This is a genomic window from Rhodococcus sp. DK176 (assembly GCF_038447315.2).
GTDB lineage: Bacteria > Actinomycetota > Actinomycetes > Mycobacteriales > Mycobacteriaceae > Rhodococcus_F > Rhodococcus_F jostii_A.
In genome coordinates this window covers 312,746-338,587 of record NZ_CP118322.2, presented here as the reverse complement: position 1 = coordinate 338,587, position 25,842 = coordinate 312,746, and the positions used below count along the sequence as shown (strand labels likewise).

Genomic DNA, 25,842 nt, shown 5'->3' with positions numbered 1-25,842 from the left:
GTGGCCATGACCTATGTGATCGCAGAGCCGTGCATCGATGTGATGGACCGGGCCTGCGTCGAGGAATGCCCGGTGGACTGCATCTACGAGGGCGGCCGGTCGCTGTACATCCACCCCGACGAATGCATCGACTGCGGCGCATGCGAGCCGGTCTGCCCGGTGGAGGCCATCTACTACGAGGCCGACCTGCCCGCCCGGTGGGAGGCGTTCACCGACGACAACGCCCGGTTCTTCCACAGCCCGCTCCCCGGCGCGAGTGCCGCACTGGGGATGCCGGGAGGGGCGGGCAAGCTCGGCCGGCTCGCCGCCGACACCGAATTGGTCAGTGGGCATCCACATTCGGACCCCGCCGCTACCGGCGAGGGGTCCCCCTGCGGCAGCGGTGCATCGTGACTCCCCTCACCGTGGACGTCGTCCCCGTCCGGCCGTACCCACAACGGCGCGGGATCAAGGGATCGTTCCTCTACCAGGCCGCCACCACCACCGACCCCAAGATGCTGGGTCTGATGTACATGGTCACCTCGTTCGTGTTCTTCATGGTCGGCGGGTTGATGGCCCTGCTGATCCGCACCGAACTCGCGGTCCCCGGTTTGCAGTTCCTGTCCAACGAGCAGTACAACCAGCTGTTCACGATGCACGGCACCATCATGCTGCTGCTGTACGCGACGCCGATCGTCTTCGGATTCGCGAACTACATTCTGCCGCTGCAGATCGGCGCCCCCGACGTGGCGTTCCCCCGGCTGAACGCGCTGAGCTACTGGCTGTACCTGTTCGGCGCGATCATCACCGTGTCCGGGTTCCTCACCCCGGGAGGGGCGGCGGACTTCGGCTGGACCGGGTATTCCCCCCTGACCAGTGCGGTGCATTCGCCGGGGGTGGGCGGCGACCTGTGGATCACGGGACTGGCGTTGGCCGGTGTGGGCACCATCCTCGGTGGCGTCAACATGATCACCACCGTGATCTGTTTGCGGGCGCCGGGGATGACGATGTTCCGGATGCCGATCTTCACCTGGAACATCTTCATCACGATGATCCTGGTCCTGATCGCCTTCCCGATTCTGGCCGCGGCACTGTTGGGGCTGCTCGTGGATCGGCACCTGGGGGCGCACCTGTTCGATCCGGCCACCGGCGGCGCGCTGCTCTGGCAGCACCTGTTCTGGTTCTTCGGTCACCCCGAGGTGTATATCGTCGCGATCCCCTTCTTCGGCATCGTCTCGGAGATCTTCCCGGTCTTCAGCCGCAAGCCGCTCTTCGGCTACACCGGCCTCGTCTACGCGACCATCGCCATCGCCGCACTGTCCACCGCGGTGTGGGCGCACCACATGTTCGCCACCGGCGCCGTTCTGCTGCCGTTCTTCTCGCTGATGAGCTTCTTCATCGCGGTGCCCACCGGGGTGAAATTCTTCAACTGGATCGGCACCATGTGGAAAGGGCAGCTCACCTTCGAAACCCCCATGCTGTTCTCGCTCGGTTTCGTGGTGACCTTTCTGTTCGGTGGCCTGTCCGGCGTGTTGCTCGCGAGCCCGCCGCTGGACTTCCACGTCACCGACTCCTACTTCCTCGTCGCGCATTTCCACTACGTGCTGTTCGGCACCATCGTGTTCGCCACCTACGCCGGCATCTACTTCTGGTTCCCGAAGATGACCGGAAGGCTGATGGATGAACGCCTCGGCAGATGGCACTTCTGGACCACGTTCATCGGTTTCCACACCACCTTCCTGGTCCAACACTGGCTCGGCGCCGAGGGCATGCCCCGCCGCTACGCCGACTACCTCCCCACAGACGGGTTCACCACCCTCAACACGGTCTCGACGATCGGCTCGTTCGTCCTCGGCGGCTCGGTGTTGCCGTTCGTGTGGAATGTTTTCAAGTCCTACCGGTACGGCCAGGTGGTCACCGTCGATGACCCCTGGGGTTACGGGAATTCGCTCGAGTGGGCCACCAGTTGTCCCCCGCCCCGGCACAACTTCACCGAGCTGCCCCGAATCCGTTCCGAGCGCCCCGCGTTCGAACTGCACTACCCCCACATGGTGCAACGGATGCGCGCCGAAACGTACGTCGGCCGACGGCCCAAGTCGGTGACGGTCACCGCGGGCACAGTCCGCGACCCGAGCGAGAAACGGGCCGGCGATGAGTGACACCGCCGATCGTTCCCACAGTTCACTCCGGTGTCCCGAAGCCGAGGCGGCCGCGATGCATGCACGGTCGTGGTCCGTGAGCGGCGGCGACCGGCCGACCCCGCGGCGACGACTACTGCTGCACCCGCCGACCGAACACCGTCCGTCGAACCCGAACCCGAACCCGAACCCGCCTCGCAAGGTGGGGTGGCCCATGACCGAGGTGGCGCGCTACACGCAGTTGCTCCTGCCGGTCTTCTGGCTCGGGATGGTGGTGGCGATTTCGTTTCTCGAGGCGCCGATCAAATTTCGGGCCCCGGGCGTGACCCTGGCCATCGGGCTCGGGATCGGCCGGAAGGTCTTCCTCGCACTCAATGCGGTGGAATTAGTTCTGGCACTGGCGCTGTTAGCGTCGTGCGTCGCCGCGCCACCGGACGCAACCGCGTTGACGTTGCTCGCGCTTGTCACGGTGGTGCTGGTGGTGCAGATCGCGGTGGTCCGCCCGCCCCTGAGTACACAATCGGACCGGATCCTCGCCGGCGAGAACCTGCCACGATCGAGGATGCACCTGGTGTACATCGGACTGGAAGTAGCGAAGGTCGCATTGCTGATCGCGTTGATCTTCCAGCTGTTTCGGGTGGTGGCCTCATGCCTTCACTGACACCAGACGAACCTACGCGCACGGATCTGGCCACTCGCACCGACATCGAGGACCTGCTCCGCCGGTTCTACGGGCGCGTGCTCGTCGACGACCTCCTCGCCGGCCCGTTCGCCGAGATCCGCGAGAGCGGGCTCGAATCACACCTGCCGATCATGTGCGACTTCTGGGAGACCGTCCTGTTCGGGGCCCGCCTCTACCAGGGCAGCGCCCTGCGGGTGCACCGGAGCGTCCACACCCGGCGTCGACTCGAGGCACGACACTTCCTACGATGGCTCACCCTCTGGTCCACCACGGTCGGGCAGATGTTTCAGGGTCCGATCGCCCAACACGCCACAGTCCACGCCACCAGGATCGCCCGGGCGATGCACCGTAACCTGACCGGCACCGACTCCGCCGAACTCGACGCCCTCACCTCCCGACTTCACCGTCGGGTCCGCGAGGACCACACGCCTGATCGCTCCCCCTGCGGGGTCCTCGATGACCGAACGGCATCGCATCGCCTGGAGCACGGTCAGGCCACGGATTCTACGGCAACCCACCCTAATTCGCGCCGAGCAGGTTAGACAGTGGCCCCCGGGGACACCAGCGTCGACCCGGATGCGTCCGCGACGGCAGACCACGAAAGGAAGTGCATCAACCGTGAACGAGAAGACATGGTCGGTGAACATCGTCATCGACGAACACAAATCGGCGGAGACCGGCGCCCAGACACGCGCGAGGGCCCGTCTGCGTACCAGCGGCCGGGCCGCCTTCGTGGGAACGGGACTTGCCCGGCGCAATCCGCGCCATACCGACGTCCCGGAGGTCAGCGATGACATGGCCGCTGCCCGCGCCCTGGCAGACCTGTCGCATCAACTGTACGAAGCGGCCGCGCAGCGGGAAGCGGTCACGCGCAGCGCGCTCACCTCCGCACGCGCCGCCGACTTCGGCCGTCGACGTTCGTCGGCCTGAACCAGCCGCGCACGAAACCCCCTGTCGACCCGTTGGCGCGGGGCGGCGCCCGACACCTGCATTCCCGCGGACATTCCTCCACAAGGACATCACGATGAGCGAACATCTCTTTCACATAGCCCTCGCCGACGACTGGGAAGGCGCCGCACGGTTCGGAGAATACGAGGCGTCCACCCGCGCCCACACACTCGATCAGGTGGGATTCATCCACGCCGCGACCGCGGAGCAACTCGAGCACGTCCTCGCCACCGTATATCGTGACGTCAATCTTCCCCTGGCGGTGATTGTGATCGACCAGGACGCACTCCGCGATGCCGGTGTCGACGTTCGATGGGACGAGATGGCGGGACCGTCGGGTACTCCCGGTCGGTGGGTTCCGCGGATCATGGGAGCGGTGCCGCTGGATCCGGACATCGTTGTGGCGACCATCCCGCTCGAGAAACACGGTGAGAATTGGGCCGTCCCCGACCTCTCCGGGTACAGCGTCGGCGAGGCGGCATCGTAGCTATCCCCCGCCCGTACACCCCGATCACCGCTGTCGGCACACGGCGGCCGACACGGAGGCCACCTGTGCAGATTCGCGCGCGGCCGCACCGGTAGCGGTGGCGCACAGTGTGGCTCGGGCGTGCGCGAGTGCCTCACATCACCAGATACGGTCGAAAGAAACCCGGAGCCGACAGATTGCGAGGTGTCGAACATCATCCACAGAGTCACTCTCGGAAACAACGTGTCACAGAGCGTTCCGGAGAACGATCGCCATAATCATCCCGGCATCGTCACCATCACCCCGACCCTGGCACCAGCAGCGCCGCGTTTCGGGCAACCTGACTCACCCCGCCACCAGCCTGGCCACACACAGTTCGGGTTCGACGAACGGCTCGAGGTGAGCCGAGAGGGCCGGTCGCTGCGGCTTTCGGTTTCCCTCGGTCGCTGACGTGTCCAGCAGACCCTGCAGCAACCCCCGATGCACTCCGCACACCACCTCGGGATGCGACCGGGCCAGATCCCGTACCGGGCAGGCGTGCAGGCGAATGATCCGTTCACGGTCGCCCGCGGGGCCGCCGCTGTCCGCCGACGGCGGCGTCGACGGGCCCGGCGCCGAGACCAGCTCGGGGCCGAAACCCATCCGCGCGAAAGCATCCGTGGTGCGCGCCGCTGCCTGATCGAGTACATCACCGGCATCCGGTTCCGGTGTGTGCCCGCCGTCACCGGTGCCTGCGCTGCGGGAAGCCGCCATTCGCGTGGCCCATTCGTGCCCGGCGTGCTCCGCGCGTCGAGCACGCGTCTGCACCGTCTGGCCCAGCTCCATCGCGAGGACGTCGGCGAGAGTCCGGTAGTCCACGCGTTCCTCGATCGCCAGATAGCCGGTTCGGGGCCGGCCGGCGCCCGGCCGGTTCATTCGGGTGCGTGTGATCGCGCCGTCGTCACACAGCGCGTCCAGATGGAACCGCACCGTGGTCACGTGCACACCGATCTGTGATGCCAGTTCGACGGCGTCCACCGCACCCTCGTGTTCACGCACCATCCGAAGAACACGTTCCCGTTGCCGGTCGCGCGGCAGGAAATTTCGCCGCGGCCCCCGGGTATCGCTCGCCTCGTCCACCTCGTCACCTTTCATTCCACCAATTTAGAGGATATACTTCCGTTAAATATTAACCGCTTCACAACAACAGAGGTAGGGGATGACGGTCGACACCATCTGCGATCCCGACTTATCGATGACGACGCAGTTCGAGCTCTTCGGTCCCGAATTCACCCAGTTCGTGTTGCCCTACCAATGCGCAATCGCGACGTTGACCACCAAAGTGCACATTCTGCGGAAGGGTTTCACGCACCTGGATCGACACTGCCCAATCGAGCATGTCTCATCACGGGTGAAATCCCCCGACAGCATCATGGCCAAAGCGCAGCGCCTGTCCTGCCCGCTCACGGTCGCCCGCATTCGTCAGAACATCCGCGATATCGCCGGAGTCCGCGTCACCTGCGGTCTCATCTCGGACACCTACCGAGTTGCGGACCTTATCGGCGGTCAGCCCGATGTCACCGTGCTCGAGGTCGAAGACTACATCGCGAAGCCGAAATCCAACGGCTACAAGAGTTTGCATATGGCAGTCGAGATCCCGGTGTTCTTGAGCGACCGGGTCGTCCAGGTGCCCGTCGAGTTGCAAATCCGGACAATCGCCATGGACTTCTGGGCCAGCCTCGAGCACAAGATCTACTACAAGTACCAGCGCTCCGTGCCCCGCCGATTGTTGCAGGAGCTGACCGAGGCCGCCGATGTCGCGCACCGACTCGACAGGAAGATGGAGCGTCTGCACAACGAAGTTACCGGTCTCGAGTCCGCGGTGGACTCCGACGACAGTCCATTGAGCCTCGAGGCCATCGAGCATGGCGATCGCTCACCGAACCGCTGCGGGAAACCACACAACTCGACCGTCGGGGCGCTCGTGCGATACCCACCGGCAGGTGGTGTGGATGTCTGCCGAAACACCACACATGTCACTGACGCAGTGGTGCAGGACAACACCCGAGGATAACCCAGCACGGCACCCACCGAATGCCGGCGAACCCGAATCCGTAAATTTCACGACAACAGTTTGAACAATCATCAACAGGCGGGAGGCCACTGATGTCCACACCAACTTTGCAGGTGGATGCCTCGAAGGCGACACCCTCACCCGGTCGAGGACTGCGATTGCGGCTCAAGCCCGCCCAGTCCTGTGGATTCGTGCAGGGCGCCTGGTGGCCGCGATCGCCTCACCTCACCGATGAACTTCCGGCCCTGCTCGCGGCCCTCTCGCGGCGGCTGGGTCACATCGACCGGATCGTCTACGACGAGAACGGTTGGGCGCCAGCACCGTCGTGTATCGACCACGCAGGCAACAAGGTGGCCCTGCGAAGCTCCAGCGACCAGTCGAGCAACACACTGGCGATCACCGGTGAGAAGTTCGGACGGCTGGTCCTGCTGGTGGTCCCTCCCTACACCGACCCGGTCTTCGCCTACACGGCCATAATGACTGCGGCGAGTCCGCGCGACGTCTCCACCGCAGACGAACTGCTGGCGATCGGTGCGCGCGAGGCCGAGGATCGCCGGTTGGCAATGCGCGCACAACACCGCTGGGAGTCCGAAGGCGGGGCGCTATGCCACCGTGAAGACAAGTCTGTGCGGCCGCGCAGCACTGGCGACAGCGGCGGGATGCGACGAGGCTGAGTGAGACCCGGGGGCGCACATCTTCCATCCACCGTTGTATCGCCACAGTGATATTCGACAATGGCGGTCAAGGTGACAGCACCCAGCGACCTCTTGGACAACGCCCGTCGACCGAAACGGTGTCCACCGGACGCGAAGTTCCGCATACGCTCAAAGTCGTGCGCGTGGCCATCACGTTCCACCATTCACCTGTTGAGAGACGACTCCACGGCACAGAAGCGTCCCTACCACTGAGTGAATTTGGGCACGTGCCCGCAGGAACGCAAGACGGTGGGGTCAGTGCCTCTTCATGTCCGCGGGTAGTTCGGCGCATGACCGACGGCCTCACCGAAGCTGGTGGAACCCAAAGTTCGACATGCACAGGATGACCCACCGTCTGGTGCTGGCGCTACCCCTCCAGCGCACCCCCCCGCCACCAACAGTCGTATAGCCGAGAGGCACTGTCGTTCCGGCCCACTCACACTACCGAGCACACAGGTGAGACAGACCGCTGGAGCAGGTGTTTGCTTGATACAATTGTCGTGCACACCACGGTACGGATACCAACGTCGTTTGCGTGCCGTGGGACGCGAAAAGTCCTCCTCCGATGGAATTCTCACATCGAGGTGCTGTCTCAGTGGAAGTATGACGAGTATGCGAAGACGCTGGCCGGCCGCACCCCCACCCGCGTGGCGCGGGGTAGGTATTGTTCACGGGCGTTCCGTTCTCGCAGCCGACCTCGGGATCACCGTCGAACTCATCGACCTTCTTCGCTACCCGGCAGGGGTGGAACTGCGCCTTGCCCTCACCGCCTACGGCCACGCGGCCCAGCAGGCACGCTATGAAACACGACCGCTGACCGACCCCGGGGACCCGTCGCCGCGGTGGTCGTTCCTCCGGACACACGTGCGCGCCGGGGATCTCACGGGCGAGGCCGACCCGTACCAGGCCCCGATCCTGTCGACCGGAACGACGAGCTTGATCGACTTCCGCACCACGCCGCGGTACTGGATAGGCGGAATCCACACGCCGGTGTCGCTCACGGTGACCGTGGAATGGGCCCGGATCGGCCTGGCGGCAACGTCGTCGACCATCGAGATCGGCCCCGTACCCCACGCACTCCCCTAATAGGACTGTGTCAGGAGGGTTGGTGGCACAGTGGGCAGGCGCCGATCCAACGAACAAGTGCGCGTTGAAGTTCGCGGACAGTGGCGCGGAGGGCCAGTCCTGCCCAACCGATCCTGGATGAGTCAGTCGCAGGGTGCTGAGGAAGAGATGGGCGGCGGTGACCTTCGGTGGCGTGGTGGTGCTCGCCGAGCCAGGAGGGCTCGTCGTAATGGTAAACCCGAGCCAGGTTTTCAGTTCCCGGTAGCCGTGCTCGATGCGCCAGCGGATCACACCTGGTGGCGTATCGCACCAGCCGGTCACCACGGGAGCGGGCAGTTCACCGCAAGAGCGCACTGAGCGCGGGTGGTGTCGACGTTCCGTCGAGGCACTCGTGGATGCGACGCAGGGTGGCCGCGCAGTCGGACCGCTCGGTGGGGTCGAGTTGGTCGAGGATGCGACGCAACTCGTCCTGCCGTCGAGCATTGACCTGCTCGACGACGGCGCGCCCCCGCGCCGTCGATTCCAGGGTGACGACGCTGCGATTCGATCGATCCGCGCCTCGTCTGAGGTGCCCGGAGGCGAGCAGACGATCCGCGAGGCGGGTGACCGTCGATGCGGCCACACCCAATGCTCGCGCCGCCTGCCTCGAACTCACTGTGCCCTCCTCGTTCAATACCATCAGCAGCCTCAGCTGCGGCAACGTGACCTCGACGTCGCCTCCCCCGATGCTGCGCAGCGCCACACCCACGAGATCTCGGATGGCGACTTCGAATGCTCGCAGATCCTCGGGACTCGTGCTCACCGACTCGTAGCCACCGTCGCGTTTGCGCATAGCTCAAGTATTGCAGAAGCTAAGCCTTGCATGATGCAAGAAGTTGCGTAGGTTGGTGGGTACTGGACCACCGCGCCGCGCCGAGCCTGTGACCTCATTAGTGATGTGCGAGCTTCGGACCGATACGGCCTCCGGCGCAGCAACAGCGAGTACCCAGCCCGGTTGAGACGAAATGAGGCCTCAGTGCACACAGATTCCTCGCAGAGTATGAACCCGGCGGCCGCATGGAAGATCTTGCGGCAGGGAAACGAGCGGTTCGTCAACGGAACCCCACTGCATCCCAACCAGGGAATCGCGGACCGCGCAACGCTCGTCGACGGTCAGCACCCCACAGCCGTATTGTTCGGATGCGGAGATTCGCGAGTCGCCGCCGAGATCATCTTCGATCAGGGCCTCGGGGATGTGTTCGTCGTGCGCACCGCAGGCCACGTCCTCGACGACGCCGTTCTCGGCTCGATCGAGTACGCCGTCGAACTCGTGAACGTTCCGCTGATCGTCGTGCTCGGCCACGACGGCTGTGGTGCCGTCCAGGCGACGGTCGACGCGCTCGACACCGGCACGGTGCCGAGCGGATTCATTCGCACGGTCGTCGAACGCGTGGCACCGACGGTCATGACGGGACGTCGCGAAGGCCTCCATACGGCAGACGAACTCGAAGCCCGCCACGTAGTGGAGACCGGCGCACTCCTCGCGCAGCGCTCACGCATCATCGCCGGACACGTCGCGGCCGGTACCTGCGCCATCGCCGGCGTCACCTACACGCTGTCCGACGGCCGAATACACCTGCGGGATGTGGTGGGAGATATCGGTGAACTCGGCGACTGACCCCAGACTCCCGTCCGTTCCGACACCCATCCTGCACGACCGGGAAACGAAGCGTGAGCGGGGCGCCGACGAGGCGGAGCCGCGCACACTGACCCGTCGAGCCCGAGCATCGGCAGTGTCGAACCGATCGGAGGTCCGCCTTGACCGTCGCGCTGTACTTCGTCGGAATCAGCCTCATCGGCATCGGCGGACTGAGCGACCTGCTCCGCGGATCGAGGCAGACCGCTCACCATGGCCTACACACGTGGTCGACATCTCTAGCCGTGGCCGGCACCCTATGCTGGATAGCCGGAGCCGTCCTGTCCGGTCAACCCCTCTGGTGGAAGATCGTCGCCTCCGTCTTCGTGATGACGATAGGTTTTCTCCTGACCATAAGATCGCGGTTCGTGCCCGACCGCCAGAGGAAGGAATCCGGAAACGAATGACGGGCTCATCCTTCCGCAGCCCGACGTCAGTGGAAGCGGGCAGAAGAAGGCGGCCAATAAGTGCCCATGGGACCGTTCGGACTGGCACCAGCAACGCCTCCTCGCCCAGCGGCAGTGACGAAGCCGGAACGACCGCAAAAACCACTGACCGCGTCCGGGTTTCGGGTGGATGCGCGATCGCGATATCGGCCAGTTGGGTCAACTCAGTCGGAATGAGCAGCGTCCGAGCCCGTCCTGCACCACCGGCGCCGCGAACGCGGTCATCGTCGCGGTCCTGACCTGGCCCTCCCGATTCTGTTCAGCACGCGAAAGACGAGCAGACCGATCTGGGTAAGCGCGCCGACGTACCGCTGCCCTGACCTCCTTGTCGTCGTCGGGACAGCCGATCTCGTGCGGTTCCGCCCAGGGCCGCACGAACGGCGAGGCCGGTGTCGACGGCTTACGCCGGAACGGCCGCCCAGCTGTCCGGGCCGAAGACTTCGTAGTGGATGTTGTCGGCCGCGACGTCCTTGTCGAGCAAGGCTTCGCGCATGCCGAGCATGAACAAGGGTGGCGTGCACTCGTATACGTCTGTCTCGATCAGCAGACCCCCGAAACTGGCGTACATGTGGTGCTGGAACGCCGCCTCACCCCACATCACACAGTCCGGGTCGATCTGGATCCACTCGCCACCCACAGGGAACGAAGCCGACGTCATCGCCGACACGCCCGCCACCCACCGGGCAGCGCGCCGCGTTCCCCGGGTCGATCCCGTGCGCCGCACCTCTCCGCCAACATTTCGGTGCCCACGTGACGAGTCGACCCGTTCGATCCATGGCCACCTGGCGTCCGCACTCGCATCGGTGACACGATCCTCGACCTCCTACCCCTGATCGCTCGGAGCAGCCGAAGCACCGCCGACCACCGGAGCTACCTGCGGCGACTCCGGTCGACGAGAGTGAGCACGAGCAACCAGCACTCCGCCGTGAGAACCCACAGTGGTCACCGCGAACCACGACCATCGCCGACACCAGCACGACCCTGACCACGATCACCCTCCCGCCGACGCACACGCTTCATCGATCCCCACACCACCAATCGGACGCTACGGCAGCCGGCGGAGCCCACCGCCCACTCTCGTTCTCGCCGCCGTGACCTCCGTCTGGACCCCGCCGACCACCGATGCCTGGGAATGGCGAGATGCACGGCGATCGTCGGCTACCGTGCACCCCACACCCAGCTGGGCGACGCGATGATCTACGTCTCCGCCGCCGTTCTCGTGGTCACCCTGGCCGTCACCGCGGTCCAATTCCGCGAGCGAAAGACGGAGCGCGCGGTTAACAAGTACGCACCGCAGACGTACGCTGAGGATTTCCGCCATCCACTTCAGGAAGGGCGCCTGGAGCATCCGAGACGTTGAATCGGAGGATCTCGAGTCCGTCGTGCGCATGGACAGCAGTTCCACCACCACGGACCAACCGCCCCTGTTCGCGCTTTCGGACGTGGTCGGAAGTCTGCTGAACCGTCACGCGGCGGTCGTCGCGACGAAGGACGGTCTCACCATCGGGACGGCGGTCGCTCGCGTCGATGAGGACCGCGCCTGGGTCATGCGCCTCTCCCTCGATCCCGAATGGCGTGCCCAAGGGCTCGGCAGCGCCCTGCTGTCGCAGCTCGAGCACCAACTCCTCGCCAGAGGAGTGCGGCGGGTGAGCGCACTCCTCCCCGAAGGTGAGACCGGTGCCACCGCGCTGAGCAATTCCGGATTCACCGCCCGCAGCGGAATCACGTACTACGAGAAGCTCGGAACGGTGTCGCCCCGTACGGCCGGGGTCCTGGCGACGCTCGGCGGCGCGGTACCGCCCGCCGGACTGTGGAAACAGGTCGCCGGCATGTCCCGGGAGAAGTCGCTGATCGAACGCAAGATCGTGCTCCCCCTGTCACGGCCCGCGCTGGCCGCCGACCACGGCGTGGCACCGCCGCGCGCCGTGGTCCTGTTCGGACCACCGGGAACCGGGAAGACGACGTTCGCGCGTGCCATCGCCAGCCGGCTCGGCTGGCCGTTCGTCGAACTGTTCCCGTCGCGGCTCGCGGCCGGCGAGAACGGTCTCGCTGCCGGTCTCGGAGAGGCGTTCACGTCGACGGGCGAACTCGAGCACGTCGTCGTCTTCATCGACGAGGTGGAGGAGGTGGCGACGCGGCGCAGGCCCGGATCGCAGTCAGTCGGGGTGGTGAACGAACTGCTGAAATCGATCGTCCACTTCCGTGAACGCGGCGGACGGTTGCTGGTGTGCGCCACCAATTCCGTTCGCGCACTGGATGATGCGTTCCTACGTCACGGACGTTTCGACTATGTGCTGCCGATCGGCGCGCCGGACGCGGAGGCCCGGCACGCACTGTGGGAGCGGTACCTCGGCAACGAGCAGGTCGACGTGTCCGCCCTCGTCGCCGCGACCGAGGGCTACACGCCCGCCGACGTCGCGCACGCGGCACGGACCGTTGCGCAGGCGACGTTCGAGTGCGGCGTCGACTCGGGGGGACGCTGCCATGCCGGTACCCAGGACTACCTGGACGTGATCGGCACGGTGCGTCCCACCCTCACCGCCGAGATGATGCAGGCGTTCACGGAGGACATCGCCGGTCACGCCCGCACCTGAGTTGAGACTGCGAGTGTTTAGTTTTAGTAACCACGGGCGGTGTGTTCGGTCACAGTGAGGGCCGCCGCAGCGATCGTCGCCGTCACCCTCACTGCCGGTGAATACCTGTGAACGGGCGTACTGGCCCTTGCCCCGTCGGCCAATCGCGGGTCGCACTGTGTACTGGCCGACGGGTCGAGGCCTCCGAAAATGGGAGCGAGCGGCGCTGACCACAATACGGTGGCAGGTCTTCGCCGTCCCCGGCTCGCACCGACGCTCGCGGCAGCGGACATGTATTACTCCCCGCGGCGAGGTGTGGCGCGTTCCCACCAGTCGATCGCCTCGCCGTCGGCCGCGAGCCGTTCCACCGCACGCGCGGTGAACTCGACCTGACCACGCCCACCGGGAACGGCGGCCCGCTCGCCGCGGCTACGTCGTCTGATCGGCCCGATGCGCGGGCCGCCGGTGCCGCTCGACCACCGACCGAGGTGCGTGATGTGATTCGGTCGACGGTACCGGCGATGTACGGCCCCGCCGGTACGGAAATGGAGGACAGAGATGACCGAAGTCGACTACATCGACGTGGTCGGGGCGCAGTCCGTGCTCGAGGTGGCCGAAGCGGTCGCCGCGGTGCTCGGCGCCCGGATGGAGATGGGCGGCGAACCCGGCCGCATCGTGGTCACCGGAGCCCCCGATCCCGATCTTCGGGTCGTCATCGGGCTGGCAATCAACGACCGCGGGATCCCCGAAAGGTGGACTAGGCGAATCACGATCACCCACGATCGCAGTGGCGACGAACGCCGCCGCTGGACGCAACACCTACACCGCGCCCTCACCGAACGCCGCGACTGGACCCTCACCCAAATCCCCGGCGACCCACCGAACCCACACACCCCACCCTGATCGAACGTGTTGAACGCCGTCCAGAGCACCTTCGGCGGGCGTCTGAACATCTCACCACCACAACGTCAGTCAGTCACACTGATAACCGACAGACCCATCGACCATCCGTCGACGCGACAGTGCCCTCCGGGTGTACAGGAGTTCGGCGAGGCGGTCACCGGTGACGGTAAAGCTCGGGGGCGCCGGCTGCCCGAAGAACTCCCCCTTGCGGGTGCGTAGCATGTCTTCTCCGTCGCGCTGCCAGGAGAAGCCGGGCCCTGCGCAGCAGGACCCGGAAGACCGGGTCGACGCCGCCGAGGTGGCGCCCGGCCAGTCGGCGCAGCGGCAGGGCCGAGACCGTATCGTCGTCGAGATATCCGCGGAGAACGGTGATGTGGGTGTGGTCGCCGGCCAACGCGGGATCGGCGAACATCGCATCCAGACGGCCGAAGTCGCGGTAATAGTTCAGGCCCTCGGTCTCGTCGTAGATCAACCCGACGGTGTCCGCGTCGAGGTATTCCTCGGGCAGTCGGCCCATCTCCTCGGCGGTGAGGGCGCCCGGCGCCACCGGGTGGGTGGGCGTACCGTCGGCCTCAACGGAGGCACCGACCTGAGCCAGGCGGCGCCGGTAGTGTTCGATCAGCCGTGCCCGGGCCGTGGTGGGCGGCAGAATCACCAGATCGGACCCGAACAGGTCGACGAATGCGGCACGGTCGTCGGCCTGCAACTGCCAGGCCCGCTCGTACAGATCGCGATTGCGGCGCAGCAACCCCGGGTCGGCGGCCACCACCTCCATCGCGGCCCCGGGCCAGCGGGCGGGCCGACGGAGGCCGGAAACGGAACCAGGTGACCGCTGATCAACCAGTGGCCGGTGGCGGGATGAACGGGCACGATCCGGCCGTACACGAACATCCCCGGCCGCACCGTGGCGAACACGTCGGGTCCGATGTTGGAGTGCACCCGATAACGCCGCAGGTCGTCGACGAGGTTGTGAAAGACGGCGGTGCCGATACCGTCGCCTGCCGGGTGGACCTCGAAGTAGCCCTCGACGACATCGCGCCGACCCAGCAGCATCTGGGACTCGTCCTCGGTCAGGCGTGGCCGCTGTTGCGCGACGAACCCTTCCACCACCGTGCCGCCGTCGCGGAGCCGGTACTCCAGGACGAAATGATCGAGGCTGCGGACGAGGATGCCCTCGTCCAGCGGGCCGAGATCAGCCGCGGCCCGAATCAGGGTGGTCAACTGCCTGCCGAAACGGGCATGCGGAGCGAAGTCCAGCAGCTCACCTTTCAGGTCCCCACTGCGGGCCACCAACTCGGTGACCGTCATCGGCGGCGAGGCAGCGGCCATCGCGTCGCCACCCGGCTTCTCTCCGGGCAGCTGCTACAGACGCGAATCCGGGTCGCTTTCCCTGCATCCTGTACCTCCGTCCCCTACCGCCGACCTCGAACATCGGACGCTCGAGGTAATGCTCAGGGTGCGACGAAACGATGAAACAGTCGAGCGAAGTGGGGTTCAGTCGAAAGAGCAGAGGTGAGTACCGATGGATCATTGGGTCTGGTACATGCCGATCCCGGACACGTGGAGGTACGCGATCATTGCGCGGCAGTCGCAGTGGTGGTCAGGGCCGGGCTGATTCGTCCGAAACAACCAAGAGTTCGGTGGGCCGGTTTGGCTGAGCATGGGTGTCCCAAGTACACCAACACTTCCCTGGTCACGGTGACCACCCGGATCGACGAACTGAGGCATCGGCCGCGGTGCTCGAGTCCCAGCAGCGGGTGTCGGCAAGACTGCCCTGCCATTGTTCGGCCCCGATCCGTGCCGCCGCGGCGGTTCCGAACTCGCTCTCGGCGGCTGTGCGTTGAGCGTCGACTTCACCACGCCTCCGGCTGCCGCCCCCGACCGTGGTTGTGTCCGGCTGCCGGCGGGGCGTTCACTGGAGTGAGTCGCAGATCCCCCGTGCCCCCGGGTCGGCACCGGTGCCGAGAGCCGCCCCGGTAGTCAGCACACGCTCAGGAGGCCGTCATGAAGCGGGCAACACCATCGACGAGATTGCGGACCTACGACGTGTTGCCGCACGAGGGCGATCCCGCGGAGCGCTGGGAGATGCACCAGCACGGCACCCGCCAGCACACCTACTTCGGTACCCAGCGGGAAGCGATCGCCGCCGCCCGCGAACAGGCGCGAACACACCACCCGGCGACGGTGGTGCTGCACGCCTCCGACGGTTTCGCCTACCGCGAGTTCACCTACTGACGCCGGCGTCCCGACCGGTGCCCGCGCCGGACCCGGAGGTCCCGGGCCGCACGCCGGCGAGGACCGGATGGACGCCGGTGAGACGGTTGGCCACCGCTGCGGCACCGGGCCTGTCGGCCGAGATGGATCCACCGGTGCTCGTCCGCGTCGTCACCGGCGCGGGCACCAGAGCCCACCGCTCTCAGGGTGACGACCCTTCCGGGTTCACACGCCATCGAGTTCGGCCAGGGTGAGGATCTGGTCCTGTAGCGCTCGCACCAGCAGTGTGGCCTTGTCCGGTGCCGGCCGCCCCGCCTGCGCGTACTTGTTCCGGATCCGGCTCAAATGGGTGTTGACGGTGCCCAAGCCGATTCCCAGCTTCGTCGCGGCCGCGGTCTTCGACTCACTGCGCACCCACCGATGCAGCACCTCGATTTCCCGCCGGGTCAGGGTCGGCCGGAGGTGCGTGGGAGCGGGAAATGATGCCATAACCCCCTCATTCGTGGGCGACCGTGTCGCCGTTACCGCGCGGGCAGTGATGTCCGCCACCATCCGATGGCCGGCGGTGGCGGGCGGTGGCGACAAACGCCTGGTAGAACCCCGCTTCGGGGAGTGCCACCGTGGGCGCGGACCGCTCACGGACGCGGTGGTATGCGCGGTTTCGCCGGCGCCGGTGCGCGGCGACCTCGCCGACCCGGTCCCCGGCGCACGCCGCGCGTGTGCCCCGAACGGGATGTGGCCGGAGATCCTGCGGACCGGGCGACCGGGTGCCGCGGCGGTGCGGGCCCCGGGATACCCTCCCGGAAACGGGGAGACCGGTATGTTATTTGCAACCTGACGTAACTGATACCCCGACGAACAGGAAGAACGGTTCCCGTGCCGGAACCGGTGTACGCGCCGGTCAAGGTTCGGGAGCGATAAAGGAGTCACCGTGTCACCCGCCCCAACCCCACTGTCCCCGCCCGACCAGGCGTCGCCCGGTCCGCAGTCCTGGCGCCAGCGCGCCGCGTGCCGCGGGACGGACCTGTCGGTGTTCTTCTCCCCGGACGCCGAACGCGGCCACGCCCGGGCCCGGCGGGAGGCGCGGGCACGGACGATCTGCGAAGGATGCCCGGTCCTCACGTCGTGCCGCGCGCACGCCCTGACCGCCGGCGAACCGTACGGCGTCTGGGGTGGACTGACCGAACACGACCGCCGCCACGCGGCCCGGCGCCGGGACACGCCCCGGCGAACGTTCGGTCATGGGCGACCGGGCCTCGCCGCGCAGAGCACGGGCGGTGATCGTCGTGGGTGACGGCCTGGACGTCGGAGCCCGGCCGGAGGTGGGTGCCCTGCTCGAAGCCCACGCGAATCTGCTCACCTTCCTGACCGGCCAGGACGCGGACCCCGATCGTGGCGTGTGGCGTTCCCAGCTGCAACGGCTCACCGCCCGGTACGTCCGCAGCGTCGCCGCCGTCCGCGACGCCGGGATGTCCGTCCACCTGGCCGGCGGCGACACCAGCCGGGACGGGATGCGGGTATTCGTCAGCGCCGGCGTGCGCTGACGACCACGGTCCTGTCACCCTCTTTCGTGTTCGACGACACCCTGCGCCGCCGGACCGCCGCCGCCCGACTCACCCTCGCCCGCCGGCGCCGCCGCCAACAGGACGAGGCCATCGCCTACATGCGCCACCGCGCCCGGTTCACCCGACACCGGCGCCGTCACCACCCGCACAGACCCAACCCCGCCTGACGAGCCACGGACGCCCCGCCCCCGCTGCGTCCCACCCGACGATCTCCCCGCTCTGCATCGGCCTCCGCGCCTACCCGTCGGAGGACAGGGCCATCGAGGTCGGGTAGATCCTTGTTGTGCTCGGGCATCCCTGCCGTGCGCGCCCCGAGCACGGCATCGAACAGTTCGCCGGTCAGCTGCCGTGATGTGTCATAGCAGGGGCCGGTGGATGAAAGTTGGTGCAACAACCCGGGTCCGACATCTTCTAGTCGAGCGTCATCGCGGCATACAGAATCAACACCAACGCGATCAGCCAGACCACGAAAGCCGTGCCGATCAGCAGCACGAGCCACCGGTCCGCAACAAGTGCCACCACGGCAGCGACTGCCTGAGATGCCTCGGCATCGGGGATCACCGCGCCCTTTTCCAGTCCCCAATTTCTTGACGAACAGCTGCAGCGCTGCACGCGCCTCATGGGCTTCCGCCTCCCGAACCCGGCCGAAATATCCGGTAGACACGACTCGGTAGACGTCTGCGGCGGAGTGCAGACAGCGATCGACCCCCAAGGTGCTGACCCGGGAGGCGCCAGCTGCAGCCGGGGGTCGATCAGTCATGTTCTGTCCGGAATGTGGCTATCCAAACGACCACCCGCCTCCGCGAATCGCGAATCTACCTCTACCCACACGATTTTATGCCCGCCGACCGACGTCAGGTAGAGCGCCGGGTCGACCCCGACGCACTACAGGCGATCCTGAGGCCCCAGGCGGGTCGACGATTGGGCGGTCACATACGGGCTCTCACCCGACCGGCGGCCGGTACCCGGGCAGGCTCAGCAGGTGCCGCACGTACCGCATCTCCGCCAGCGCGGTCACCTCGTCCACCTTGGCCACTTCAGCGGGCCGGCAGTCGCGACGTCGAGTCGCATCAACTCGGCGACCGAATCCCGGATCTGTTGATGGATCACGCGGATCACCACCTCTTCGGGACTCACTACCGCCGATTTTACTCACCCGACCGTCTTTCGTTACGTCGCCCGATCTCGGGCCTCACCGGCCCCGACGCCGACACCGGCCCAACGCGCTCGGCGACCCGATCGATCAGCGGGTACGCGAACCGGTAGAAGTCGATCTGTGAGGTGGCACCGTCGGGGGTGCGCCGCGTCGGCCGCGAGGAAGGTGCTCGGGATTCCCTGGGCGAGGTACACGGCCTTGACGGCTGCGTCTTGCAGGCTTGGGGTCGCGGACTTCGAGGCGCACCGGTCGCCCTCGCCGGCTTCCGGCGCGCGGTGCCGGGGGTCGCAGGCTCGACGACCCAGTACGGTGCCGGAGGCTGTCGCCGCCGTTCCTGCTCAAGACTGCGATTCTCCCCTGAAGCACCACGGACCCGGTGACGTCGAATTCCTGTGCACCCCATCACCATCACCGTTCGACGGCCCGGCCACGGGATCGGGTTCACCGATACACAACCGGTGACGCACCTCACCTTCGCGCCGCCATCTCCGGGCGCCGGTCGATGACCAACTAGATTCGGATCATCGGCCTGTGACTGAACCCGGCCACACCTCGGCCTCGCTCCCGTCCTGCTGGTAGCGGTCGATCCGGACGATGCCCGCCCGAGGAGATGCTGTGGGCCGGTGGGTCTCGTTGATCGCCTGAAAATCCGAGGCGAAGATTCTGTCACCCGAGGCTCCATTGCGCAGAGTCACCTTGCACTTCGGCATGGCCTGCAATGTGCCACCGCCGGCACGGTGGCGCAGCACTATCCGGGTCTGGTCCACGACAATCGTCGAGGTTCGCCGAAACGTCAACGGGCGAACGACTCGAGGCGACCAGCCTCGTCGTCGGCGGTGCGCCCGAGCCGATCCTCTTCTGTGTCGCGTCGGGCAGATGGTGCTACCTCGTGACGGCGAGGAACGCCGCGGTCACCTCGGCCGGGATCCGGCCCTTGTCCGAGACCGCGAGGCCCTGTGCCCGCGCCCACGCGCGCACCACGGCCGGGCGCGGCCGATCCTCTTCCGCGCCGATGGGCGCCGCGATTTCTGCGATGGGCCCGCGGCGGCGAGTTTCCAGCCCGCGGGTCGTGTCAGCGGTGTCGAGTTCGTGCAGGCAGGCCCCGAGCCACCGGTAGGTCCACTCCTGCGCCAACTGCCGGGTCTCACAGAACGTCACCGGCACGGTCGGGAACCGGGCCTGCAGCTCCGCCAATGCCTCGGCGACCGCGGCGCCGCGGACGTGCTCGAACTGGAACAGTCGGCGGTAGCGGTCCTCGACCACCACCGCCGCCCGCGGCAGCGTGGCCAGCTCCGCGACCGCGTAGGTCATCCGCCCGGACAGCAGGCTCGACGCCAGGTCCTCGACCGTTTTGCGTTCCACCGCCGCGACGACATCCCCGTGGAGTTGCACCGCGTAGTCACCCGCGGGGAGCCGGCGGCGGACGGTGCTGGCCTGCTGCTTGCCGAAGGTGTACGGGTACTTCTCCGCGGTGTCGACGACGATCTCGAGTACCCGGCCGTGCGCCCGCGCCGCCAGGACGCTCACCGCCGGGCGGGCCTGCTTCGCGGTGCGGGGCGACTGCCAGAAGATCATCTCCCGCCCACGGGCCCGGGTCAGCACCAGTTGGGACCGATTCTCCCGGGCCCGGGTCAGGACCAGGTCGATCGCCGCGCCGCGGCGGGTGCACGAGCGCACCGGCAGGCGGTCGAGGATCTGCGCGTCGGCGGGCCAGCCGTCGGCGCGGTGGCAGTACACCTTCGCCTCCCGCGGCCACGGCGATCTGGCCTTGACCACGATCCCGTCGTCCCCGAGCGGCACGCGGACCAGATACGGGAGGGACGAGCCCTCCTCCGGGTTGCGGGCGATGAGGAGGTCATCGGGCATGCGGTCAGGATAACGGCCGGAATACGAATGTCCCGGACAACTCCGCCCGGAGTTTCCCCGTCCTCCAGAGCGTGGGGCGGTGCGCATTCCCCACATCGGCGGACGACACGATTCCTCGAAGCGAGACCCCCGGTCTAGTGTCTTTCACACTCAGTTCGGCACCCCATTTCCGCCCCCCTCCCCACCTGGGAGGGCGAGGATAATCCTTCTGACCAGCTGTTTTCCGCCCACTCCCCCACTCCCCACACGGTGGCCGATTTCGGGCGAAAATCGGGTTCGGCCCCGCCTGTCGTGTCGGTTCTCAGCCGATCTGGCGCGTTTCTCACACAGGTGGCGCGCCGTTGGCGCAGTTTCTCACTTAGGTGGCGCATGATTCCTCGATGCTGGGAGAGACTGCGCAGTTGAGCCGAGCCGATGACGAGTTCGAGGCCGTGTTCCTCACCGGGCGCGGGGTGGAGCGTCGGGTGCCGTGGCGGTGGTTACCGGAGGTGGTCGACGAGCTGGAACGACCCGTGAGGTCGTTCCCGTCCTATCGCGGGCAGCGGAACTATCCGGGCTGGTACTGGGCTTGCACGGTGGGCCGGTTGATCGGGTTCGAGTCGTGGGTCGAGCGGGATCACCTGGTGGCGCTGGACTTCGACGCCTCGGTGGTGGGCATCGTGTCGCAACCGTTTTGGCTGCTGTGGACGTCAGCGGAAGGCAAGTCGCGCCGCTACGCTCCGGACTTTGTGGTGCGTTCGGCCGATGGCACGGTGGCGGTGCTGGACTCGCGGCAGCTGCATTCAATCAGTGAACGTGACCGGGAGGCGTTCGACGCAACCGGCCGTGCCTGCGCGACTGTGGGCTGGCGTTATGCGGTGTGGGACCGGATGGACGCGGTGGTCGTGGCCAATCAGCGGTGGCTGGCGGGATATCGGCATCCCCGCTGCTTCGACGAGACGGCGGCGACCCGACTGCTCGGGGTGTTCACCACGCCGAGACCGTTGATGGACGGCGCGGAGATGGCCGGAGACCCGTTGGGCACGTTGCCGGTCCTGTACCACCTGCTGTGGAAGCAGTTGTTGGTGGCGGATCTGGCGGTGGTGCTGTCGCATCGCACGATCGTGCGGACGGCCAGTACGGCGAATTCGGCGCAGGATCTGGTTGGCGGTGGTGTCCGGTGATCGGTCACGGTGTCGTGCGGATCGGTGACCGTGTGGTCTTCGCTGGCCAGTCGCACGCGGTGGTGGCGTTGTCGGGCACGATGATCCGGCTGCTGGCCGATTCCGGGCAGACCACGGTAGTTGCATTGGGGTATCTGTTGGCGGCCGAGGACTTCGAGCTAATCGGCACGATTCCGGCGCCACCGAAGGTTGATCCGGTCGGGTTGCTCGAGGTGATGCCCGATCACGTGGTGGCGGCGGCGCGGGAGTGGGAACGGCATGTGGTCGAGGTCGAGACCGGGCTGCCGACGGACGCGACGCCGAATGCGCGGCCGAGACCCGAGTACGACCCGCGCACGCAGGGAGTCCGGGCGCGGGAGAAGGCCAAGGCTGCGGAGCTGACCGCGGCTGGACGCAAGATTGGTGTGCGCACGGTGCAGCGGATGCGGGCACGTTACCGGGATCAGGGCCTGTGGGGGTTGGTGGATTCCCGCTATACGCGCACGTCCACCCCGCACGGCCGCGCTGATGAGCGGGTGGTGGAGGCGGCGCGGGTGGTGGTCGCGGCGCAGACCAATACATCGACGGGCACCCGGTCACGGGTGATCCGCCAAATTCGGGAGCGTCTGGATGCCGAACATGGGCCCGGTGAGGTCGAGTTGCCGTCGCAGGCGACGCTCTACCGGCTGCTGGATGCGTTGACGGCGGGGCGGCACACGTTCTCCTCGGCGGTGACGCGGCGGCAGACCGCGAACAAACCGGACCGCCCCTACACCGCGACCACCGCGGCGCGGCCCGGTGAGCAGGTGCAGCTCGATGCCACTCCGCTGGATGTCATGGCGGTGATGGACGACGGGGTAATCGGGCGCGCGGAGCTCGTTCTGTCGATCGATATCGCGACCCGCACCATCTGCGCGGGGGTGCTGCGGCCGGTCGGGGCGAAGGCGGTCGACGCCGCGCTGCTACTGGCGCGGTCCACGGTTCCGGAGCCGATGCGGCCGGGCTGGGATCAGTCGTTGGCGATGACAGCCTCCCGCATCCCGCATCAGCGTCTGGTCGCGTTGGACGCACGGATGGCGATGGCGGCGGCCAAGCCGGTGATCGTGCCGGACACGGTGGTGATCGACCACGGCAACGTGTTCTTGTCGGAGGTGTTCCTGCGGGCCGCGGACACCCTCGGCATCTCGGTGCAGCCGGCCCACCAGCAGACGGCCACCGACAAGGCGATCGTCGAGCGCACCTTCGCCTCGATCAATTCCCTGTTCTGCCAGCACGTCGCCGGCTACACCGGCCGAGACGTCACCCGCCGCGGTGCCGATGTCGCCGAGCGGGCCGTCTGGTCGCTGCCCGAACTGCAGGAGCTGTTCGACGAGTGGGTCATCTGCGGGTGGCAAACCCGTCCGCACGACGGCCTTCGCCACCCGTTCAACCCCGATCAGGCGACCTCGCCCAACGACGCCTACGCGGCACTGGTCGCGGCCGCCGGCTACGTCCCGGTCGCGTTGACCGGCGAGGACTACATCGAACTGCTCCCCGCGGACTGGCGGGCGATCACCGACACCGGCATCCAGATCGAGTACCGCACCTACAACAGCGCGGAGTTGCGGCGATGGGCCGGACAGAGCTCCGGTGTCACCGCCAAGGGCGGCCGATGGGAGGTCCACCACGACCCCTACGACGTCTCACGGGTCTGGGTCCGCAACCACCACGGCCACGGCTGGATCACCGCGCCGTGGACCCATCACATGGTGGTCGGCCAGCCGTTCGCCGACTTCACCTGGCGGGCCTCCCGCAAGATTGCCGCGCAGCGCGGTGTCGACGACACCAACGAGATGGCCGTCGCAGTGATCCTCGCGGCCCTGCTGCGCCGCGCGGACACCGGCCCCGGCGCCGATCGGGTGGTGGCGCGCACCCGAACTGCCCACGAGATGACCAACCACCTGCCCGCCGAACTGACTGTCCCGCCGTCGGCGGCTGCGGTCTCGGCGTTGCCCGCCGGGACCGCAGCCGATGACAGAGGCGACGGTGAGGAGTCCGGCGCGCTGGAGGCGGTGGTGGACGAGGTGGTGCCGTTTGGGATGTTCGACCCGTTCGCCGACGACTCGGGGGTCCGCCCGTGACCATCCCCCCGACCGAACCCGAGATCCGCCACCCGTTGTCGACCAAGCAGGGGTGGGCCTCGTTCGCGAGCCAACCCAACCCCGAGCCGCCGCGCCTGCTGCCCAGGGACGACTGGAAGCGCCTGGACGGGTTGGAGCGCCAGCTCTACAACGAGGCCCGCCAGGACTACCACTCGGCGTTGCTGCTGATCGCGACGCCGGACATCCGCAGAGTCATCCACTACGGATCGAAGCTGGTGGCCAACAACCGCGGCAAGCAGCTCGGCCGACGCGGGCTGCTGGTGTCAGGCGCCAGCGGTACCGGCAAGTCGACCTCGATCACCCAGTTGGGCAGGAAGTTCCAGATCGACCTGCAACGCCGCTATCCGCCTAACCCTGAGCGAATCCCGGTCGTCTACATCGTCGTCCCACCGGACGCGGACCCACGATCGTTGGCCCGGGAGATGGCAGCCTTCCTCGGGTTACCGATCGGCAGGTACGACAACCACCAGTCGATCGCCCACACCGTCGCCGAGGTGATGCGCCGGGTCGGCACCGGCATGGTTCTCGTCGACGAGATCCACCGGCTCGACCTGACTACCAGGAAAGGTAAGAATTCCTCCGACCAGCTGAAATACTTCTTCGACGCGATCTCGGCCACGTTCGTGTACTCGGGCCTGGACCTCGAGGAGTCCAACCTGCTGTCCGGGATGCGCGGCCGTCAGATCCTCGGCCGATTCGTCCCCATCAAGACAGGACCGTTTGCCTACCGCACCGACCAGGACAAACAGGACTGGGTCAAGCTCGTCGCCAGCATGGAGCAGACCCTGCGGCTGCACAAGCACCAAGCCGGAACTCTCATCGAGCGGGCCGACTATCTGCACGCCCGCACCGGCGGCATGATCGGCAGTCTCGACCAGCTCATCTACGAGGCCGCCAACGATGCCATCACCGACGGCACCGAAAAGATCACCAATATCCACCTCGACGCCGTGCTGCTCGACGGCGCAGCCGTCGCCCAGTTCCAGCAGCACCGGCCAGGGAGCGCCCGATGACGCTATGGCAGCAACCCGCCCAACTCCTGCCCGTCCGAGTCCGTCCGATCGGCGGGGAAACCCTGGTGTCCTACGTCTTCCGACTCGCTGCCGCGAACGCGCTGGCCCGGCCGACCACCCTGCTGCGCGCCCTCGGCGAACCCATCAACGGCACCCCCTCCGCGCCGATGATCCACAACCGCGACGTCACGCTCAACGCGCCCGCACTGGCCCGGCTCGAAACCTTCACCGGCCTGCCCGCCGATCAACTGCGCAAAGCACTACCCAGCCTGTCGAATCCCACAGCCGACCCACTGCCCCACACCGGCCCGACGATCCGCGTCTTCCGCAGCGCCGCCATCCGCGACCACTGCCACGCCTGCATCGCCCGAATCCCCGGCCGTCCGCAGGTCCGCGTTCACGACCGCGACGCACCGTCCATCTGCCGACGACACCGCCGCTGGATCGAAACCACTAGCTATCTCCCCGACCAGATCGACCTGTCGGAAAACATCGAGATCATCACCGCCCACCGCCGACTCGTCCGACTGCGCTCGACTGTCGGTGACCATGCCTGGGTTCGTGCACAACTCAGGCACGCGAGCTGGATCGTCCTGGACTGGCACCTCGCCCGCGCCCCTTTCAGCCCCAGCTACTACGCCTTCAGAAACCTGCACACCCGATGGGACAAACGGGCAGCCACCCTGCCCCGATCCCGGATCGCAACCACACTCGTGGTCATGCCCGAAATCGTCACGCTCGCCGAGATCCTTTGTGATCTCGAATGGAGACGCCATGTCGCCATGGCCGACGACGACCACGACGTGGCCCCGTTCTATCACCACGTCGGCCGACGCCTCGGACAACCTGAGCGATTCGGCGACCGGCTGTCCTACTCCACCTGGATCGAACCACTCAAGAGCTGGGTCATCAAGCATCGGACACTATTTCGAACAGTCCGCGCGAAGCATTGGAAACGAGTCAACAGCCACCGCCCTTACGACCCGCACTACAGCAACGCCATCCTCCCGACAATCCGCCACTTCAAGTGAGAAGCGATGACCAATGACAACACCACCCCCAACTGGCGCAAGCCAGGTCAAGCCCGGTCAGCCGCGCCAGATCAAACGAGAACCGACATAC

Annotated in this window: 29 protein-coding genes and 1 pseudogene; 22 read left to right on the top strand and 8 right to left on the bottom strand. The window is 66.8% G+C overall.

The genetic code is table 11. The annotated features are described in order from the left end of the window. Window positions 1–6: 6 nt before the first annotated feature. From fdxA to PSR88_RS38435, 6 genes are all read left to right on the top strand, one after another. On the top strand, window positions 7–393 hold the full coding sequence (gene fdxA / locus PSR88_RS38460; protein ID WP_020476740.1) for a ferredoxin: 387 nt from the start codon (window positions 7–9) through the stop codon (window positions 391–393). Next, window positions 390–2,138 carry a cytochrome c oxidase subunit I gene (gene ctaD / locus PSR88_RS38455; RefSeq protein WP_016880636.1) on the top strand — a complete coding sequence of 583 codons (1,749 nt, stop codon included), beginning with the start codon at window positions 390–392 and terminating at the stop codon, window positions 2,136–2,138. Before fdxA ends, ctaD begins: the two co-directional genes overlap by 4 nt. Before the next feature lie 193 nt (window positions 2,139–2,331). Further along, entirely contained in the window at window positions 2,332–2,778 is a 447-nt protein-coding gene (locus tag PSR88_RS38450; protein WP_029538052.1) for a hypothetical protein, read from the top strand. Further along, a complete protein-coding gene (locus PSR88_RS38445) occupies window positions 2,766–3,341 on the top strand; it encodes a group III truncated hemoglobin (RefSeq protein WP_016880634.1) in 576 nt (191 codons plus the stop codon). The genes PSR88_RS38450 and PSR88_RS38445 overlap by 13 nt, the downstream gene beginning before the upstream one ends. 76 nt (window positions 3,342–3,417) lie before the next feature. Next, window positions 3,418–3,729 carry a dsRBD fold-containing protein gene (locus PSR88_RS38440; RefSeq protein ID WP_007300308.1) on the top strand — a complete coding sequence of 104 codons (312 nt, stop codon included), beginning with the start codon at window positions 3,418–3,420 and terminating at the stop codon, window positions 3,727–3,729. A gap of 94 nt (window positions 3,730–3,823) precedes the next feature. Next, window positions 3,824–4,234, top strand: coding sequence for a DUF952 domain-containing protein (locus PSR88_RS38435; protein WP_016880633.1), 411 nt, complete (start codon window positions 3,824–3,826; stop codon window positions 4,232–4,234). Window positions 4,235–4,558: 324 nt separating this feature from the next. Here PSR88_RS38435 and PSR88_RS38430 read toward each other — a convergent pair whose 3' ends face one another. Continuing rightward, complete coding sequence (locus PSR88_RS38430) at window positions 4,559–5,347, bottom strand: HTH domain-containing protein (RefSeq protein WP_016880632.1); 789 nt, start codon at window positions 5,345–5,347, stop codon at window positions 4,559–4,561. A gap of 64 nt (window positions 5,348–5,411) precedes the next feature. Here PSR88_RS38430 and PSR88_RS38425 point away from each other — a divergent pair, with 64 nt between their 5' ends. The 3 genes from PSR88_RS38425 (at window position 5,412) to PSR88_RS38415 (ending at window position 8,047) form a co-directional block, all read left to right on the top strand. Next, the gene (locus PSR88_RS38425; protein ID WP_016880631.1) at window positions 5,412–6,266 is read left to right on the top strand and encodes a GTP pyrophosphokinase family protein; all 855 of its coding nucleotides are present in this window, start codon (window positions 5,412–5,414) and stop codon (window positions 6,264–6,266) included. A 158-nt stretch (window positions 6,267–6,424) separates the two neighbouring features. Continuing rightward, window positions 6,425–6,940: a DUF5994 family protein gene (locus PSR88_RS38420; protein WP_029538049.1), complete on the top strand. Its 516-nt coding sequence runs from the start codon at window positions 6,425–6,427 to the stop codon at window positions 6,938–6,940. Window positions 6,941–7,573: 633 nt separating this feature from the next. Continuing rightward, the gene (locus PSR88_RS38415) at window positions 7,574–8,047 is read left to right on the top strand and encodes a hypothetical protein (RefSeq protein WP_016880629.1); all 474 of its coding nucleotides are present in this window, start codon (window positions 7,574–7,576) and stop codon (window positions 8,045–8,047) included. Window positions 8,048–8,363: 316 nt separating this feature from the next. On the opposite strand, the gene PSR88_RS38410 is transcribed toward PSR88_RS38415, so the two are convergent. Then, window positions 8,364–8,858 (bottom strand): MarR family winged helix-turn-helix transcriptional regulator, encoded by a 495-nt coding sequence (locus PSR88_RS38410; RefSeq protein ID WP_016880628.1) that lies wholly within the window; start codon window positions 8,856–8,858, stop codon window positions 8,364–8,366. Between the two features lie 207 nt (window positions 8,859–9,065). Between PSR88_RS38410 and PSR88_RS38405 the strand changes: the two genes are divergently transcribed. Next, window positions 9,066–9,683, top strand: coding sequence for a carbonic anhydrase (locus PSR88_RS38405; protein WP_016880627.1), 618 nt, complete (start codon window positions 9,066–9,068; stop codon window positions 9,681–9,683). Between the two features lie 140 nt (window positions 9,684–9,823). Continuing rightward, window positions 9,824–10,108: a hypothetical protein gene (locus PSR88_RS38400; protein WP_016880626.1), complete on the top strand. Its 285-nt coding sequence runs from the start codon at window positions 9,824–9,826 to the stop codon at window positions 10,106–10,108. Between the two features lie 439 nt (window positions 10,109–10,547). Here the strand turns inward: PSR88_RS38400 and PSR88_RS38395 are convergent. Next, window positions 10,548–10,682 (bottom strand): annotated as a pseudogene (locus PSR88_RS38395) (hemin transporter); the annotation flags it as partial. A gap of 597 nt (window positions 10,683–11,279) precedes the next feature. Between PSR88_RS38395 and PSR88_RS38390 the strand changes: the two are divergent. The 3 genes from PSR88_RS38390 to PSR88_RS38380 all read left to right on the top strand — a co-directional run bounded on the left by PSR88_RS38390 (window position 11,280) and on the right by PSR88_RS38380 (window position 13,623). Then, window positions 11,280–11,507 (top strand): hypothetical protein, encoded by a 228-nt coding sequence (locus tag PSR88_RS38390; RefSeq protein WP_016880624.1) that lies wholly within the window; start codon window positions 11,280–11,282, stop codon window positions 11,505–11,507. A 28-nt stretch (window positions 11,508–11,535) separates the two neighbouring features. Continuing rightward, a complete protein-coding gene (locus tag PSR88_RS38385; RefSeq protein ID WP_051004112.1) occupies window positions 11,536–12,741 on the top strand; it encodes an ATP-binding protein in 1,206 nt (401 codons plus the stop codon). A 537-nt stretch (window positions 12,742–13,278) separates the two neighbouring features. Continuing rightward, on the top strand, window positions 13,279–13,623 hold the full coding sequence (locus PSR88_RS38380) for a hypothetical protein (protein ID WP_016880622.1): 345 nt from the start codon (window positions 13,279–13,281) through the stop codon (window positions 13,621–13,623). A gap of 154 nt (window positions 13,624–13,777) precedes the next feature. Here PSR88_RS38380 and PSR88_RS38375 read toward each other — a convergent pair whose 3' ends face one another. Together PSR88_RS38375 and PSR88_RS38370 are read right to left on the bottom strand one after the other, a co-directional pair. Further along, a complete protein-coding gene (locus PSR88_RS38375; protein ID WP_342338974.1) occupies window positions 13,778–14,329 on the bottom strand; it encodes a hypothetical protein in 552 nt (183 codons plus the stop codon). Continuing rightward, a complete protein-coding gene (locus PSR88_RS38370; protein ID WP_237723858.1) occupies window positions 14,275–14,952 on the bottom strand; it encodes a hypothetical protein in 678 nt (225 codons plus the stop codon). The genes PSR88_RS38375 and PSR88_RS38370 overlap by 55 nt, the downstream gene beginning before the upstream one ends. A 675-nt stretch (window positions 14,953–15,627) precedes the next feature. On the opposite strand from PSR88_RS38370, the gene PSR88_RS38365 reads away from it, so the two are divergent. Then, window positions 15,628–15,858: a DUF2188 domain-containing protein gene (locus PSR88_RS38365; protein WP_083853020.1), complete on the top strand. Its 231-nt coding sequence runs from the start codon at window positions 15,628–15,630 to the stop codon at window positions 15,856–15,858. Window positions 15,859–16,062: 204 nt separating this feature from the next. Here the strand turns inward: PSR88_RS38365 and PSR88_RS38360 are convergent, their stop codons facing one another. Next, a complete protein-coding gene (locus PSR88_RS38360) occupies window positions 16,063–16,326 on the bottom strand; it encodes a LuxR C-terminal-related transcriptional regulator (RefSeq protein WP_016880619.1) in 264 nt (87 codons plus the stop codon). A gap of 442 nt (window positions 16,327–16,768) precedes the next feature. On the opposite strand from PSR88_RS38360, the gene PSR88_RS38355 reads away from it, so the two are divergent. Genes PSR88_RS38355 through PSR88_RS38345 form a run of 3 tightly spaced genes read left to right on the top strand, consistent with a single transcriptional unit; the run spans window position 16,769 to window position 17,569 of the window. Beyond that, window positions 16,769–17,131, top strand: coding sequence for a WhiB family transcriptional regulator (locus PSR88_RS38355; RefSeq protein WP_016880618.1), 363 nt, complete (start codon window positions 16,769–16,771; stop codon window positions 17,129–17,131). Then, window positions 17,124–17,381, top strand: a complete 258-nt coding sequence (locus PSR88_RS38350; protein WP_237723855.1) for a hypothetical protein — start codon at window positions 17,124–17,126, stop codon at window positions 17,379–17,381. Before PSR88_RS38355 ends, PSR88_RS38350 begins: the two co-directional genes overlap by 8 nt. Before the next feature lie 26 nt (window positions 17,382–17,407). Then, on the top strand, window positions 17,408–17,569 hold the full coding sequence (locus PSR88_RS38345; protein ID WP_016880616.1) for a hypothetical protein: 162 nt from the start codon (window positions 17,408–17,410) through the stop codon (window positions 17,567–17,569). A gap of 244 nt (window positions 17,570–17,813) precedes the next feature. Here PSR88_RS38345 and PSR88_RS38340 read toward each other — a convergent pair whose 3' ends face one another. Then, complete coding sequence (locus PSR88_RS38340) at window positions 17,814–18,023, bottom strand: hypothetical protein (RefSeq protein WP_157180076.1); 210 nt, start codon at window positions 18,021–18,023, stop codon at window positions 17,814–17,816. Window positions 18,024–19,440: 1,417 nt separating this feature from the next. Next, a complete protein-coding gene (locus PSR88_RS38335; protein ID WP_016880612.1) occupies window positions 19,441–20,424 on the bottom strand; it encodes a histone-like nucleoid-structuring protein Lsr2 in 984 nt (327 codons plus the stop codon). Between the two features lie 380 nt (window positions 20,425–20,804). On the opposite strand from PSR88_RS38335, the gene PSR88_RS38330 reads away from it, so the two are divergent. From PSR88_RS38330 to PSR88_RS38315, 4 genes are read left to right on the top strand one after another with little or no spacing between them, the layout of a single operon-like run. After that, a complete protein-coding gene (locus tag PSR88_RS38330) occupies window positions 20,805–21,587 on the top strand; it encodes a TnsA-like heteromeric transposase endonuclease subunit (RefSeq protein WP_016880611.1) in 783 nt (260 codons plus the stop codon). Continuing rightward, on the top strand, window positions 21,584–23,686 hold the full coding sequence (locus PSR88_RS38325; RefSeq protein ID WP_016880610.1) for a Mu transposase C-terminal domain-containing protein: 2,103 nt from the start codon (window positions 21,584–21,586) through the stop codon (window positions 23,684–23,686). The genes PSR88_RS38330 and PSR88_RS38325 overlap by 4 nt, the downstream gene beginning before the upstream one ends. Continuing rightward, complete coding sequence (locus PSR88_RS38320; RefSeq protein WP_016880609.1) at window positions 23,683–24,720, top strand: ATP-binding protein; 1,038 nt, start codon at window positions 23,683–23,685, stop codon at window positions 24,718–24,720. The genes PSR88_RS38325 and PSR88_RS38320 overlap by 4 nt, the downstream gene beginning before the upstream one ends. Beyond that, on the top strand, window positions 24,717–25,751 hold the full coding sequence (locus PSR88_RS38315; protein ID WP_016880608.1) for a TniQ family protein: 1,035 nt from the start codon (window positions 24,717–24,719) through the stop codon (window positions 25,749–25,751). The genes PSR88_RS38320 and PSR88_RS38315 overlap by 4 nt, the downstream gene beginning before the upstream one ends. Window positions 25,752–25,842: the final 91 nt, after the last annotated feature.

Coding starts and splice junctions, on each gene's coding strand:
- fdxA (WP_020476740.1), top strand. CDS start 7: ATGACCTATGTGATCGCAGAGCCGTGCATCGATGTGATGGACCGGGCC.
- PSR88_RS38450 (WP_029538052.1), top strand. CDS start 2,332: ATGACCGAGGTGGCGCGCTACACGCAGTTGCTCCTGCCGGTCTTCTGG.
- PSR88_RS38445 (WP_016880634.1), top strand. CDS start 2,766: ATGCCTTCACTGACACCAGACGAACCTACGCGCACGGATCTGGCCACT.
- PSR88_RS38435 (WP_016880633.1), top strand. CDS start 3,824: ATGAGCGAACATCTCTTTCACATAGCCCTCGCCGACGACTGGGAAGGC.
- PSR88_RS38430 (WP_016880632.1), bottom strand. CDS start 5,347: ATGAAAGGTGACGAGGTGGACGAGGCGAGCGATACCCGGGGGCCGCGG.
- PSR88_RS38425 (WP_016880631.1), top strand. CDS start 5,412: ATGACGGTCGACACCATCTGCGATCCCGACTTATCGATGACGACGCAG.
- PSR88_RS38415 (WP_016880629.1), top strand. CDS start 7,574: ATGCGAAGACGCTGGCCGGCCGCACCCCCACCCGCGTGGCGCGGGGTA.
- PSR88_RS38410 (WP_016880628.1), bottom strand. CDS start 8,858: ATGCGCAAACGCGACGGTGGCTACGAGTCGGTGAGCACGAGTCCCGAG.
- PSR88_RS38405 (WP_016880627.1), top strand. CDS start 9,066: ATGAACCCGGCGGCCGCATGGAAGATCTTGCGGCAGGGAAACGAGCGG.
- PSR88_RS38390 (WP_016880624.1), top strand. CDS start 11,280: ATGGCGAGATGCACGGCGATCGTCGGCTACCGTGCACCCCACACCCAG.
- PSR88_RS38385 (WP_051004112.1), top strand. CDS start 11,536: ATGGACAGCAGTTCCACCACCACGGACCAACCGCCCCTGTTCGCGCTT.
- PSR88_RS38380 (WP_016880622.1), top strand. CDS start 13,279: ATGACCGAAGTCGACTACATCGACGTGGTCGGGGCGCAGTCCGTGCTC.
- PSR88_RS38370 (WP_237723858.1), bottom strand. CDS start 14,952: ATGGCCGCTGCCTCGCCGCCGATGACGGTCACCGAGTTGGTGGCCCGC.
- PSR88_RS38365 (WP_083853020.1), top strand. CDS start 15,628: ATGAAGCGGGCAACACCATCGACGAGATTGCGGACCTACGACGTGTTG.
- PSR88_RS38360 (WP_016880619.1), bottom strand. CDS start 16,326: ATGGCATCATTTCCCGCTCCCACGCACCTCCGGCCGACCCTGACCCGG.
- PSR88_RS38340 (WP_157180076.1), bottom strand. CDS start 18,023: ATGAGGCGCGTGCAGCGCTGCAGCTGTTCGTCAAGAAATTGGGGACTG.
- PSR88_RS38335 (WP_016880612.1), bottom strand. CDS start 20,424: ATGCCCGATGACCTCCTCATCGCCCGCAACCCGGAGGAGGGCTCGTCC.
- PSR88_RS38330 (WP_016880611.1), top strand. CDS start 20,805: ATGCTGGGAGAGACTGCGCAGTTGAGCCGAGCCGATGACGAGTTCGAG.
- PSR88_RS38315 (WP_016880608.1), top strand. CDS start 24,717: ATGACGCTATGGCAGCAACCCGCCCAACTCCTGCCCGTCCGAGTCCGT.